11 protein-coding genes, 2 pseudogenes and 1 CRISPR repeat array are annotated in these 14,784 nt (G+C 29.7%); all 13 genes and pseudogenes read right to left on the bottom strand.

Annotated elements, in window-relative coordinates; all coding sequences use genetic code 11:
* Positions 1 to 298: 298 nt before the first annotated feature.
* A CRISPR array of direct repeats spans positions 299 to 4,283; the repeat unit is 29 nt; unit sequence CTTTAAATATCACGTAGTTAATATATAAC.
* Between the two features lie 193 nt (positions 4,284 to 4,476).
* The 13 genes and pseudogenes from cas2 to JCM14822_RS04675 all read right to left on the bottom strand — a co-directional run bounded on the left by cas2 (position 4,477) and on the right by JCM14822_RS04675 (position 14,708).
* Positions 4,477 to 4,740 carry a CRISPR-associated endonuclease Cas2 gene (gene cas2 / locus JCM14822_RS04725; protein ID WP_054740142.1) on the bottom strand — a complete coding sequence of 88 codons (264 nt, stop codon included), beginning with the start codon at positions 4,738 to 4,740 and terminating at the stop codon, positions 4,477 to 4,479.
* A 1-nt stretch (position 4,741) separates the two neighbouring features.
* Positions 4,742 to 5,674 (bottom strand): annotated as a pseudogene (cas1b, locus tag JCM14822_RS04720) (type I-B CRISPR-associated endonuclease Cas1b); the annotation flags it as partial.
* Between the two features lie 46 nt (positions 5,675 to 5,720).
* The gene (gene cas4 / locus JCM14822_RS04715; protein WP_054740139.1) at positions 5,721 to 6,239 is read right to left on the bottom strand and encodes a CRISPR-associated protein Cas4; all 519 of its coding nucleotides are present in this window, start codon (positions 6,237 to 6,239) and stop codon (positions 5,721 to 5,723) included.
* A gap of 165 nt (positions 6,240 to 6,404) precedes the next feature.
* Positions 6,405 to 6,998 (bottom strand): annotated as a pseudogene (locus JCM14822_RS21545) (IS256 family transposase).
* The gene (locus tag JCM14822_RS19070; protein ID WP_083461263.1) at positions 6,967 to 7,146 is read right to left on the bottom strand and encodes a hypothetical protein; all 180 of its coding nucleotides are present in this window, start codon (positions 7,144 to 7,146) and stop codon (positions 6,967 to 6,969) included. Before JCM14822_RS19070 ends, JCM14822_RS21545 begins: the two are co-directional and overlap by 32 nt.
* A gap of 100 nt (positions 7,147 to 7,246) precedes the next feature.
* Entirely contained in the window at positions 7,247 to 9,547 is a 2,301-nt protein-coding gene (locus JCM14822_RS04705; RefSeq protein ID WP_054740137.1) for a CRISPR-associated helicase/endonuclease Cas3, read from the bottom strand.
* Positions 9,548 to 9,557: 10 nt separating this feature from the next.
* Positions 9,558 to 10,247, bottom strand: coding sequence for a type I-B CRISPR-associated protein Cas5b (cas5b, locus tag JCM14822_RS04700; protein WP_054740135.1), 690 nt, complete (start codon positions 10,245 to 10,247; stop codon positions 9,558 to 9,560).
* 4 nt (positions 10,248 to 10,251) lie between these two features.
* Entirely contained in the window at positions 10,252 to 10,644 is a 393-nt protein-coding gene (locus tag JCM14822_RS22460) for a hypothetical protein (RefSeq protein WP_278287177.1), read from the bottom strand.
* A 23-nt stretch (positions 10,645 to 10,667) separates the two neighbouring features.
* Entirely contained in the window at positions 10,668 to 11,159 is a 492-nt protein-coding gene (gene cas7i / locus JCM14822_RS22455) for a type I-B CRISPR-associated protein Cas7/Cst2/DevR (protein ID WP_278287174.1), read from the bottom strand.
* 1 nt (position 11,160) lies between these two features.
* Positions 11,161 to 12,162, bottom strand: a complete 1,002-nt coding sequence (gene cas8a1 / locus JCM14822_RS21540) for a type I-B CRISPR-associated protein Cas8b1/Cst1 (protein WP_242861397.1) — start codon at positions 12,160 to 12,162, stop codon at positions 11,161 to 11,163.
* Complete coding sequence (locus JCM14822_RS21535) at positions 12,105 to 12,950, bottom strand: hypothetical protein (RefSeq protein WP_054740130.1); 846 nt, start codon at positions 12,948 to 12,950, stop codon at positions 12,105 to 12,107. The genes cas8a1 and JCM14822_RS21535 overlap by 58 nt, the downstream gene beginning before the upstream one ends.
* Before the next feature lie 11 nt (positions 12,951 to 12,961).
* Positions 12,962 to 13,693: a CRISPR-associated endoribonuclease Cas6 gene (cas6, locus tag JCM14822_RS04680; RefSeq protein ID WP_054740120.1), complete on the bottom strand. Its 732-nt coding sequence runs from the start codon at positions 13,691 to 13,693 to the stop codon at positions 12,962 to 12,964.
* 52 nt (positions 13,694 to 13,745) lie between these two features.
* Complete coding sequence (locus JCM14822_RS04675) at positions 13,746 to 14,708, bottom strand: helix-turn-helix transcriptional regulator (protein ID WP_242861396.1); 963 nt, start codon at positions 14,706 to 14,708, stop codon at positions 13,746 to 13,748.
* Positions 14,709 to 14,784: the final 76 nt, after the last annotated feature.

Raw genomic sequence — 14,784 nt, 5'->3', positions numbered from 1 at the left:
CGTTAAAGTTGATGTTGGCTCTAATTCCTGAACAAGCTGCATGCGTACACGCCTTTGCCAGTAAAAGAATTGTTTTTCGTTAATGTTATTCGCAATACACTATGCTTTTTTAGTCATGTTACTGTTGTTGCACTCATTAATGAGTGCAGCCCAGTTGTTAAGTCGTATTTGATAAGTGGTTTTATCTATGATGGAGCACCTCCTAAAAACTAATAGTTTATTAAAGTTCTATATCATTGTCTCAAAAAAACTACTAGTTTTCGAGGTACGAACTATTTACCGCTTGCGTTGTTTAGGACTTTAAATATCACGTAGTTAATATATAACACTACTACTTCTACGCACGTAAGATAACCGTGTTTCTTTAAATATCACGTAGTTAATATATAACAAATGTTATATTATATATAGATAAATGACACGTCAAACTTTAAATATCACGTAGTTAATATATAACAAATGTTATATTATATATAGATAAATGACACGTCAAACTTTAAATATCACGTAGTTAATATATAACTATTTGTTCTTTGAGACCAAAAGAGTTGTTTACTCATCTTTAAATATCACGTAGTTAATATATAACGTTTTATAAGTCCTTCATTTAGCTTTACGCCTTCATTCTTTAAATATCACGTAGTTAATATATAACGATTATGACGAGCTTATTGAGTATTGCAAGGGCAACTTTAAATATCACGTAGTTAATATATAACTTTTCTACATCCTTAAACATACTCTTAGCTGTAGTAGTCTTTAAATATCACGTAGTTAATATATAACAATTATAACTAGATAAAATACGGGGGTGAGACAGGCTTTAAATATCACGTAGTTAATATATAACCCATCGCACTAAAGGAAAACACGAACGCATTTTTAAACTTTAAATATCACGTAGTTAATATATAACTTAAAATAGTTTTCCTATGCAAACATCTTTTTACTTCCCTTTAAATATCACGTAGTTAATATATAACGTTCAGTTGAAGTTTTTCTTGACAATGTACACCTATCTTTAAATATCACGTAGTTAATATATAACAATGAACGGGTTATAACAATCCGACTTGTCCATTTCTCTTTAAATATCACGTAGTTAATATATAACTCACTATAATATTCAGCGTGTAAATCAGACTAATATAACTTTAAATATCACGTAGTTAATATATAACACATCTATTCAACGTAGTTATTTGTACATAGGAAGCCTTTAAATATCACGTAGTTAATATATAACCTTATCTAAGTCAATGAGTATTAAAGTAGCAGAAATCTTTAAATATCACGTAGTTAATATATAACTCTATAGCTAAAGTGGTAAGTACTATGAGGAGATACATCTTTAAATATCACGTAGTTAATATATAACCAACATCTACCGAATCTATATCTTCATAAGACTCTTGCTTTAAATATCACGTAGTTAATATATAACGACAAGTTAAAGGCTCTAGAATTGCAAGCTAAGCACCACTTTAAATATCACGTAGTTAATATATAACCACCATTCCTAGTACCCTTAAGTATGTCTGTAAGATACTTTAAATATCACGTAGTTAATATATAACTTAGTGACTACTTTCCTATAATCCTCTGGCTTGTCTACTTTAAATATCACGTAGTTAATATATAACTTTCTTGTTTAAGAAAAACCTTTGAGCTTGCACTAAAACTTTAAATATCACGTAGTTAATATATAACAGAGATAAGGGATACTTATATCTCATTATCTTACAACTTTAAATATCACGTAGTTAATATATAACAAGCTTTAGCAATTACATATCTTAGCATCCCAACATTTCTTTAAATATCACGTAGTTAATATATAACGCTACAAGCAGTCGGTGAATGGTTTGCACGTATAACCTTTAAATATCACGTAGTTAATATATAACGAGCAGGTTCTTTTTCCATGAAATCCTTTAATTCCATCTTTAAATATCACGTAGTTAATATATAACTCAATACTATTACCTATCACATCAAAGTTTCTAGCTACCTTTAAATATCACGTAGTTAATATATAACAAATGCTATTTTAGCAAGGATATATGGTCAAAATGAAACTTTAAATATCACGTAGTTAATATATAACCAATTAACATTTGAAATGTCTCAATATGTACTACCAACTTTAAATATCACGTAGTTAATATATAACTTTCAAGTTTATCTAAATATCCTTGTTTCACTTCATTCTTTAAATATCACGTAGTTAATATATAACTAAAGAAATGAATATTCTTTTTATACTATCTTCCAGCTTTAAATATCACGTAGTTAATATATAACGGCTTAGGCTCTAGCTTTATTTTTTTGCAAAACAACTTTAAATATCACGTAGTTAATATATAACTTTAATATATTAATAAAGTCATCAACGTATTCTACCTTTAAATATCACGTAGTTAATATATAACCGAGATGTATATCTAGAGACAAAAAAGACCGTACTCATCTTTAAATATCACGTAGTTAATATATAACTAAAAATTTTTTTTGTTCTTTGCTAAGCTTTCCTGTCTTTAAATATCACGTAGTTAATATATAACTAAAACAGCTTACAGGTGAGGACAGAGTAACAGCACGTCTTTAAATATCACGTAGTTAATATATAACCTAAACTCAATTAATGCATTATGAAGTTCACTACCAACCTTTAAATATCACGTAGTTAATATATAACTTAGCCATTTTTTCAATTAGCATTTGTCCTGTCATATACTTTAAATATCACGTAGTTAATATATAACCGTGATAACAGTTTGGATTGGTGGTAAAGCCAATGCTAACTTTAAATATCACGTAGTTAATATATAACCTGAGATAGCTTGTTTTAGGAAACTTGACGATTTATACCTTTAAATATCACGTAGTTAATATATAACTCACTCCCTTTGCTTAACTGTTCTGCACTAAGAAGAATCTTTAAATATCACGTAGTTAATATATAACTTTCCCACTAGCTCTTAATGATAAAGGTAACCCAGCTTTAAATATCACGTAGTTAATATATAACTCAGAATCATTTGCATATAACAAGCTAGAGAAATTCTTTAAATATCACGTAGTTAATATATAACTCTCTCTTCCTTGTTTTGCTATGCTCCAGTATGTACACTTTAAATATCACGTAGTTAATATATAACGAATTAGTTCATGATCATTTCATAAAACAAGACATCACTTTAAATATCACGTAGTTAATATATAACTTTCTCATATCATTAGCATTACCACTACACAATCCCCACTTTAAATATCACGTAGTTAATATATAACCTAAAGTCTTGACATGGACTTCCATGTATTAAAATGTCCTTTAAATATCACGTAGTTAATATATAACTAGTAATGATGAACTTCTATCACTTGATCAAATTGAACTTTAAATATCACGTAGTTAATATATAACAGGAATTACAAATACTGCTGTATCAAAGCTTGAAAACTTTAAATATCACGTAGTTAATATATAACCTGCTCCTACACAATGTCTCTTTCTTAACTTCTCATACCTTTAAATATCACGTAGTTAATATATAACAAAGAAAATGCAGCAGCAATTGAGGACTTAGGTGTAACTTTAAATATCACGTAGTTAATATATAACACATTGACCAAATCAACTTTTGCAAACCAACACAAGTCTTTAAATATCACGTAGTTAATATATAACAATTTAATGTTAATGAAGAATGGCTTCGGACTGGCAACTTTAAATATCACGTAGTTAATATATAACCTATTATTTTATTTACTTACTACTTCAAAACAACACTGCTTTAAATATCACGTAGTTAATATATAACTTCATCACCATTTGTTGTGTAGTAAATTGTAGCACCCTTTAAATATCACGTAGTTAATATATAACTAAGGGGTACAAATTTGAAGAGGTTGAGCTAGTAGGACTTTAAATATCACGTAGTTAATATATAACGCGATGATTACAAAGCCATGCAACTAACTATATTTAGCTTTAAATATCACGTAGTTAATATATAACTTAGTTGTGGTACCTTCCATGTAGTCACGCCATTTTCTCTTTAAATATCACGTAGTTAATATATAACCATATGTAGCTTTCACGCCTTATACCATTTTTGTTAACTTTAAATATCACGTAGTTAATATATAACTATATTTGCAGGTGGTATTCATAGAATCTACGAGCCCTTTAAATATCACGTAGTTAATATATAACGCACTAACCTTTTCAAAGTTTCTTCTAAATGTAACCTTTAAATATCACGTAGTTAATATATAACCCAAAAATTATTTACTATCTCCTTCCCTCATTTTACTAGCTTTCCTCACTATTTTCATTGTTCAAATTTGCTTATTTTGCAGTGAGGTTCTAGTAGTGTATTTTAAAATTTTATTTTTTTCTCTCTTATACATTGATGCTCTAAGCTTTAAATCGTTTTTTATAAGAATAGCGCTCACTGCAATAATATCTTACTATAAAAATAACTCGTGAATATTTTTTTCTACTCCAAACACTTCTTTCTTAATACTATTAGGATTTTTTATATTGTAGATATAAATTGAGTCCTCTTTAGTCTCAATAATACGTCTTAACTCAAATAAACATTTATGCAATTTACCTTCTGTAATTTCTCCTTCGAACACTGAATTTTGCGACCACATTAAATATTTCTTTAGATGTTTTCTTACCTTATTTACCCTAGTTTCTTCTACATCATATGTCACAATCACAAACATTCTACCACCACGCTTTCAATGGACTATATTCTTCATCACCTATAAAATGTTTAATCAACTTATAACACTCTAATCTAATAAACGTTCTATAAGAGACTTGTCTTTTTAAGTGCCTATGATTAATTGTAGTATTCATTTTGTTTTCAAATTCCTTGAGAAATTTTTTCTTTCCTGTCTCACTTAAATAGCAAAATTCATCTTCATACTGAAAATCCTTTTTAGTTAATCTTTTATTATTAACCAATGAAAATATAATAGGATCAATAATTAATGGTTTAAAAATCTCTGCAATATCTAAGCTTAATGAAAAACGCTTAGTTGAAGGTTCATGTAAAAAGCTAATTGTAGGATTAAGTTGTGTCTTATAAATCTCACTTAATACATTGGTATACATTATGCTATTCCCAAAAGAAATAAGTGCATTCACTGGGTCTTTGGGTGGCCTCTTCTCACGTTTTGAAAAAGAAAAACCATTCTTTAGAATCTCATTAAATGATTGATAATAATGTTTATGAATTCGACCTTCACACCCCATAAGCTCAGCAATACTTTTCACACTTTCCATTTGCTTTAACTCTTCTTTAATTGCTTCTATTAACTTTTCATCAACTTTATAATAACGCATATTTCTAAGAATATGATGTGCTGCACTTTTTACAAATTCTCGTGCCAACTTTAGTCTTTTTAATTTATCTAAATAACACGCTGCTTGCCATACAACAGTGTATCCAGATACATTCTTCTCTTTTGGATAGTACGTTCCTGAATAAAAGCCATAATAGTTATAGAAATGAATTTTTATACCATATCGACTGATATAATTCAATAATTTTACATTTAAATCAATCTCTCCATAAATATGAAGATTTTCAACCTGCTCTACAGGTAATGCTCTCTTACTTTCAGTTTCATCTATAAAATAAATCGTATTATCTTGCGTTTTAACTTGCCATTACTCATAATATAATAATCTTTCGTTATCATTCTTCCTCCTGTGAAAAACAAAATTCATAATATGCACATTTGCTACAATAACTTAGTTTTGTGACCTTAGGAGGTTTCTCTTCTTCTGTAAGACTTTTTATATCTAACAACACACTTTCAACTTCATTTTCCTTATCCTCTGTTAAAAGCAGTTCTTCTTGTCTTCTTTCCTTTACATAGTTTAACTTACCTTTTTTCTCAATCCCCATTTTCTTTAAATAATATAAATAATAATATAACTGCATTTGATCAGCTTTTTGCATTCTACTACTAATCTTAACCTCTCTTACATATTCTCCATCAATGATATCTAGTTGCAGTAAATTATCAACTAATACTTCTTTATTTGTAGCTCTACTATACGAATCCTCATGAATCAGCTTTCCAGCTAATACTCTATCATTATTCTGTTCCATAGTAATGCCCTTATCAAACAGCCATAACTTACGTTTACAAATAAAGAAATAATTAATTTTTACACCCTGTACCTTTAAACTCTCTAAGTCTAAAGACATATTGGCACCCTCTTTCATTAATAAAGTTATGCCACATAGGTAATATATAAATAAATTTATCTTGTTATATTGTTAATTTGTTTTTTAGATATCACATAGTTGATATATAACTTATAGTATTCAAACACATTCTATTTTTATTGAAGACTTTAAATATCACGTAATTTACATTCTCTTTGTCAAGGGGGCAGTCTTGAACCATTTAGAATGCTTCGCTTTGCAATAAATCACTAAATAAAATTTAAATCCTTTGCAAAAGCTTTTTGATCTCCAGAAGCAGCATATTTCATACTCGCACGTATTTGATGAATGATACAACTTTGATGCTTTGCTAAGGGCATATACAGCTTTGTTAACAATCTGTTTTTCATCACGTACCTTATAGTGGATGGCATCTAAAAAAATGAAAGAATAAACTTGTTCTAAAGGCCTATTTTGCCATTCGGATACAACTGATAAAATACGGTCAGTAATCTTAGAAACCATATCTGCTGATATTTCTACATCATATAAGTCCTTAATTTGATCATGAATATCTCATGTAGAAAGACCAGCGGTATATAAAGATAATACTTTATCTTCAATACCGGTAATATTACGTTGATGCTTTTGAATGATTTGAGGCTCAAACTCTCCATTTCGATCTCTAGGAATATTTATCTCAACAGGACCTAATTCAGATTTAACAGTTTTCTTACTGTAGCCATTCCTGCTATTAGTAGTAGTCTTATCTGAAATCTGAAATCTGATATTTGTCATATCCTAATTTTTCTTCTAATTCAACTTCAAGGGCTTCCTGATGTACATCTTTAAACATTTCCTTTAATAAATTTAATACATCATCTGTGTTAGTAAAATGTTGCTCTTTAATAAAATCTCTTACCAAATCCTTTGGTAATACTGACATAAAAAGCTCCTCCTTAAGATACATTTGATTTTTTATAATCATTGCCTTAGAAAAGAGCTTTTAATCAGTTTACACAAAATTTTATACAGACTCGCAATTTTTATAAAAATGAATCTAACTCTTCACCTATTAATATTCCCTTACCTTTTAATTTACCATCTTCTTCATAACAATCATATTGATATTCTAGAACATATAAATCTTCAAGTCCTTTAACTAGTGTTTCTGTTATATTTCCATTCTTTCTTAACTTATAGGTAGGAATATTAGCAGTATACCTAAAGATTTTTCTTTTTAAATCTTTTCTAGTATTTTTCACTTCTTGAATAGTGTCTTTATCATGTTTACTATATGCTTCTTGAAGTAATTCCTGTGTCTCCTTATAAGGTTTTATCAATTCATCATAAATGCTATCATAAATACTTCTTGGTACAATCGTAACACTATCAATATCTCTTAAAATTTGCTGTGCTTCTTTGCTTTTTAATTTGGCTGGTGTCATACTGTCTAAGATATCCAATGCATCCTTAAACTTCTTGTAAAACTCAGAACCCTTTAAAGACTCTTTACTGTATAACTTACTTACCATTTCTACCTTATCATCTTCTTTTAAACAAGGTGTTTCTTTCAATTGTTTCTTTAAGATTTCTAATCCTTTACCTACAATTTCTCGATCATAAATCGTCCCAATGCCACTTACCTCTTCTGTATAAATTATGATATTAGGCACTTTCATTTTCTCTTTCTTTTTACCTTTTCTATTACATCTTCCTAGCCTTTGAAATAGACTATCCAAAGTAGAAATTTGAGTATGCAGTCTATCGAAATCAATATCTAAAGAAGCTTCAACTAATTGTGTTGTAATCCAAATGCCCTTACTCTCATTTCGATCAAAATACTTTATCTCTTCTTCTAAACGACTTCTATCTTTTGTTATATACATAGAGTGTAATAACTGCATTTGAACTTTTTTCCTTAATTGCTTACTTTTTTCTTCTATCTTTTCATACATTGCCACTGCATCTTTTACCGTATTTACAATGATTAAAACTTTTTCTTGGGTGCCTTGTTCTAAAATAACTTCTAAATGATTATTCATGGAATCTTCTATTAATTTGAGATGATGACGTGACTCAGATGTATTATAAGTAGCTTGTACTAAGTTTTCATCTAATAAGCCTCTTGCTCTCATTTCATCAATATAAATAGTAGGCAATGTGGCTGTCATAATCATAAATTGTCCACCTATATGATGAATCATTTCTAATGCTTTAATTAAAACAGCAGCTATTTCTGATGAGTAAGCTTGTATTTCATCAATAACAACCTTTGAATAGGCTAAAGTCGCATAAATCTTTTCATATCCTAGATATAAAAAAGGAAATTTAAAAATCTGGTCTATAGTTGAGAAAGTAAGTTTCTTAGAAAAAAGCTTAGAACTACTTATAATATTCTCCCAGTCTTCATATTCTTTATCTTTCAAATACTCTTCACTTGTTGAATGTAACAAGCCAGTATAAGGATAATTAATCCCATGTTCATCTTGCATACTTACCCTATCATAAAGTGCATTAATACTTACACGTAATGGCAAAGTGAAAAATGCCTTATCTCTGCCAATCCATATAAGCGCAGTTTCTGTTTTCCCCATACCTGTTGACGCAATTAATATCACATTTTTATCTTGATTTTGTTTTGCAAATGTTTGTACATCTCTTAGCCCACTATAATTTTTAACCAAAAACTTTTCCGTATATTCTCCTACATTTTCTTTAGCATCTATCTCTATAGATTCATGTGCAGAGGCTGCATGATCCAATTTATGAATTAATCCTTTTAACAAAATATAAAAATTATAATCTTCATCTTCAGGACTAATACGTTTTTGTAACATTTGTAAATAACTGCTATCCAAATTCTTTTCCTTAATTCTATAGCACGGTTTAAATTCCTCATTAATCTTAGGCACTTGTAATTCTATATCGCCTTTTAATACTTCTTGTACCCTATCTTTAAAATCAGAATCTATAGTGATGTCTCGCTCATGATGAAAGGCAATAGTTTGCGTTAAGAGTTTTTTAGTTCTTTGATCCTTTATCTCTAACTTTCTAAAATTCATAAAAGCAGGCGATAAAAAGTTATGATTAATATTATTTTCAAATAGTGTCGGTATACTTTCATCTCCAACTTTTTTTCTAATCACATTTTGAAAAGCTGTAAATACCTTACCCAAATCATGAAATTCAACTGCTACATCAAGTAATCTCCAGAACTCTTCTTCATCTTTTACTAATTTATTAATCTTATCTCCATAGTCTGCCTTCAATACTTTTAATGCTTCTCTTAAGCCATCTGTATGTTCTCTTAAACTTTCTACTGGGTCTGACTTTGCATAAATCATTGATATACTCCTATCTATGACTAAAGTAAACTATATCTTCATCCTTACTATCATCTACTAAAATATCTCCACAAGTAATGTCATTTCCCTTTTCTACGTAATACGTATCTATCTTATGCCACTTTCTCTTAGTGCCTATTGTTTCATAAGAACAACATAAAAGATAATTGATACCTGTCACATTTTCATCCTCTAAGTTTTGTCTTGGAATATAAATAGGCTGTTTTAATCGATACGCTTTTCTCACACCTTCTTCTGGTTCATCTAAATCATTATCCACTTCAAACTTATTAACTTCTACAAAGCTTACTTCATCAATACGTGCCAAGTCTTCTTTTCTACCTACTGAAATAAATTCACTTAGGTTACTAAAGCATTCATATAACTGCTCTAATATTTCTTCACTCGCTGCTATATGAATAATCAGCTTAACGCCCAACAACATGTGACCATTCATAGGCATAGTTGTTACTTCATTCTTTTTATAAAAGTAAGTCGTTTGATAGTTATTAATAATGCTTTCATACTCTCCTTGAATGCTAATCTCAAAAGGAATAAGATGATCTGCATCTAAAAGTTTATGCAATAAGCCATTAATCGTAGAATAAGGAGGTAATGGATAAGTTTCTGCGATTTTCATAGCAAAGGGTTTCCTATAACATGCCGTCTCTTGAAATAACTTTAATTTCAATGCTTTCATAGGCTTATACCTCGTAATAAGCTTTTACAGATTGCATAATGTTTTTAAATACATTATCTACGCTCATAACACTCTCTTTGAAAGTCTCTTTAAAATCTTCTTTATTTGTGAAACTGCCCTCTGCCATACCAATAAGTGTGCTCTCCCCTACTTCATGACCTAAAAATGTAGACATCATAGCTTCTTCAATAGGTGCTTTACATACTGCATAACCGTTTTTATTGCCTTCTATTTTAATTCTACCTAAGAAAAATGGATTTGCTACATCATATAACCCACCTACTACAAAGAGTGGTGCTAAAGTTTCTTGACGACCTCTAATATTTCTATTTAAGATTTTAATAACTTCTAAAAGTTGTGTCACACGTTCTGCTTTTTCTTCTTTAGCTAACTCAATATCTCCATCTTTACCAATTTTATCTAAATCAATTGTAAGTGTATAAGTATAAAACTTAGATGTTGTTCAATATTTGCAAGGTTAGGATGTTCTCCAATACGATCTGCAAATCCCTTATTCGTTAAGAAGTCCATATCACTATGATAAGGTTCTAATGAAATCGCATTGCTAAGTCTTACTGTAGCTTCTCTTGTCATAGAGCCACCCTTGCTGTCATCATCTTTTTTACTTGTTTTCATATAACCAAATAAGTCCATTTCTTGTGAATCTTTAATGGTATACTTTTCTTTGAATTGTACTGTTCCCTTTGCTTTATCTACTACTTGTAAATTCCAGTTAAATAAATCTGCTGCTAAACGTACGATATCATAACGTAAACATTGACGGCTTGCAAAAGTATACATATTGCCATCTGCTCTTGTAAGTTTCTTAAGCTCTGAAATATTCCCAATGCCTTCACCATAATTTAAACTTTGTGCCTTAAAAATAATTGATAATGTTAACCCTTTTCCCATTTTATTTCTCCTCCTTATTATCTACTTTGCTTGGATCATATTTATCTGAAACTAATCCTGAAATAAACGCATACGCAATATCTTCAAAGTTTAATTCTTTTTCAGCCATCACATCTAAAAATACTAAAGGTACATCTTCTTCTGCTGATACAAAAATACGTAACAAAGTATCCATGAAATCTTTCTTGTTACCTACTTTTGCTGTATTAAGCAATCTATACGCAATGCCCCCAAGCTTATTTTTACTATTTGCCTTTATATACTTCTCACGAATATTTTCACCTGCATAACGCACTATCTTTAACTTTTTATCATCCACCTCTAACTTACCTCCTTTATAACGATTAATGAAAAATCTAATCTTAGCAATCTTATAGCAATCACTGCCTAGAATACTAAAGCCCTTTTTATCCTCTAAAATATCTTTAATCTTCTCACGTAATATTGGAATCAGAAGATGCTTTAAATCTCTTTGTTTGATAAGCTGATCTACTACTGAAGCCCTGAGTTTACCATTATAAATACCACTTATTTGTTTATCTTGCTTACTAAAGAACTGTGCTAAATACATTGGCATATTAAAGTAATTTAAAGTACATTTCTTGCCCCCTACGCTTGCTTTAAACTCTACAAATAAAATATTACTTAATTGCCACTCACTCTTTTGCTTATTATCCTGTACTAAATCTTGAATAAGCACTTCAAATGGATTATCTTTATCATGCGCCTTCATTAAACTTTCATTTATATTAAGTAACTCTTTAACCGTACCATCTATATTTACGAAATTATAAAATTCATTTTCTTCTTCTTTTCTTAAATAGCTTTTGTAAATATGGGTAGTACCTGCTGGACTACAAAATAAAATAAGTTTACAAATCGCACAAATACCATAATCCGTATTCATATTCCAATACATATTTCTTGCATTCCCACTACTTACTGCTAATGGGGCAAAATGCTTTCTGTATAATCTTCTACAATGCCACTGTAATTCCCACACATTTCACAGATTGCCAGTTCATCACTTGCTAAATACTCTTTTACAGCTTGTGTGTCACCCTTTTTAAGGATTTTATCAATTGCTTTAAATATCTTTTTAATATTTGCGCCTATCTCTTTTTCTTTTAGACGCTGGTCTATATATTCTTTGATACCATCTTCATCTTGTTTTTCTAATAAATCTTGTAACCTTCCATAGTCTACGATTTCACTTAAATAATCTTTATACATTGTTTCTTTAAGTGCTTCTAAGCCTAAACTAGATTTAGCTACATTGAAATAGCTGACTTGTCCAAAGAAATTTTCACCAATAATAAACTTATAAAGGTTAGCTGTAAGCCTTTCATTAATAATTGGCATCTTGATAATTTCTAAGCTTTCTTGTACAAGTTCATTTAACTTCTCAAGCTCTTCTTCTTTTTTAATACTTCCTATTTCTTTGATTTTATCTGCTAATGTTTTATATAAGCTTTCATCTATTTTCTTAACCTTATCTGCATTACGCTTAATCTCTTCTTTGATACGCTTTACCGTATCTTTTAACTTATCAGGATGAGCTTTTACATACTCAAGTGATTTTGTAAGGCTATTTTTCATACGATCATGTACATCATATTGCTTCATGAAATAATCAAAATAAATATTCTCAAATCCTACCAAGTCTTCTGAGTCAAAGGTAATATATCCTTTATCTTTCTTCACCTTTTTATCTGCTTTTTCCATAATACGTATGAAGCCTATAATTCCCATATTATAAAACCAGTCACCTAAATATACTTTGATTTTCACTCGCTCTCACCTCATTCCACGACATCTAAATTACCAAATCCTTGTGAACGCTTAAATCCTAATCCAAGCTGATAAATTGCCATTAAATCTTCTTGATCACCAGCTAAGCTAAACATGCCTCGATAAGCATTAACTCCTAAGTAAGACTTGCCTGTTTTTTGCATAAAGTCTCTTAAAGTTTCTTTTACAACTATCTTTTTAAGATTAATAGACTTAAAGCTAAGTGGTCTATTTAACCCTCTTCCTCTATAACTTTTTAAAGTTTCATTGGTGATATAATTAAGTTCCGTTTCATACTCTGGGTTTTCTGGTCCAATGAATTTTCCCTCTTTATTACGAATGCATATAGGTGATAATGCTTTAAACACAACTTCCTCATTTTCAATCGTTCGTTCTTTTAATAAATCCACACGTATCCTTGTCCATTCATAATTCTTATAAACAAATTTACGCTTATGCATTAAGCCATTGTATAGTACAAGCCCAAGTTCTAAATCTGGTGTACTAATAAACCAACTTACTCTCCCATTTATTTCAAACTCTTCACCTACGATTTTATAGTTACTTACCTTTACTGAAAAAGTAAGGTTCTTAGTTTGCTTATTACTCTTCCCTTCATAAAAATAAAGTTTCTCATAATACTCTGGATCAGATGCCTTTATAGCTTCTTTTATGGCACTTATGAACATTGTGTTATATGCAACCGGCATCTTTTGAATCGCCATATCTATCTTAAGACGCATCCTTGCACCTCCTTTTAATTTTATTTTACATATCATTGTGGACCTATATATGTCAGAACCTTATTTTTTCTGACATATATAGTGATAACATTTTTTCTACCTCTTGTTTGATATCCAACTTTAACTTTTCAGGGGCTATAACTTCTACCTGACTTCCCATACTCATAATCCAACTTTTAATTTCACTATAGCCTTTAATCTTAGCTTTAAATAAAATACTTCCATCCTCAAATTGTTGGATTTCCTGATTCTCCACCCATACTTTTTCACTAATAATGACCGAAAATGGATGTTTTATCTTGAGTACCAACTCAATCTCTTCATCTTTATAAATCCCAATGGTATTTTCGCTATATTTCTTCCAACTAAATGTACGATCTAATTCAAATTTTTCATTTAATATTTCATGTGCCTTAATACGACATAATTTAAAATCTATAAATTTTTTACGCTTCTCACAATATGCAACTAGATATAAATCTCCTTTATAATGAAAAATTCCATAGGGATGAATAATTCTTTCACTAAGACCTGAAGTTAAAGAATAATATTTCATCTTAATTTTGTGATGTAATAAATAGGCTGAATGAATATCTAAATATTTTTTCTTTTCGACCTCTGTATCATAATTAGCTTTAGGCTGAATCGTAAAGTAGCTCATATGTGCTGTTGTATCAACTTGTTGATTTTTATAAGCACGTAATTTATCTACTATCCCCTCAAATTCCTTGCTATATAAATCATTATTATATTTAAGTTGTTCATTGACCATTTCTAATACAGTAATTTCATCAGCTTTTAACCCTAGCCCAATTAAATCATTGGATACTAATTCATAGCCTCCATAATTTCCCGTTTTAGCATTAATGAAAATACCTGCTTGTTCTAAGTCATCACGATATTTTCTAATTTGCCTTTCTCCTACTTCTAATTCCTCTGCTAATTCTGAGCTTTTCATTCTTCCTCTACTTCTTAATAAAATTGCCATTCTGATTGCATTACCTATATAGCTCACTTAATCACCTCTCTCGCCAAAGTATATCATAATTTTCTAAATTTTTCACCTTCATCATATATCCACCAGCTTTTCC

This window comes from Cellulosilyticum ruminicola JCM 14822 (assembly GCF_001311925.1).
Classification (GTDB): Bacteria; Bacillota; Clostridia; order Lachnospirales; family Cellulosilyticaceae; genus Cellulosilyticum; species Cellulosilyticum ruminicola.
The sequence above is the reverse complement of the archived record's forward strand: the minus strand, read 5'-3'. Positions and strand labels throughout refer to the sequence as shown.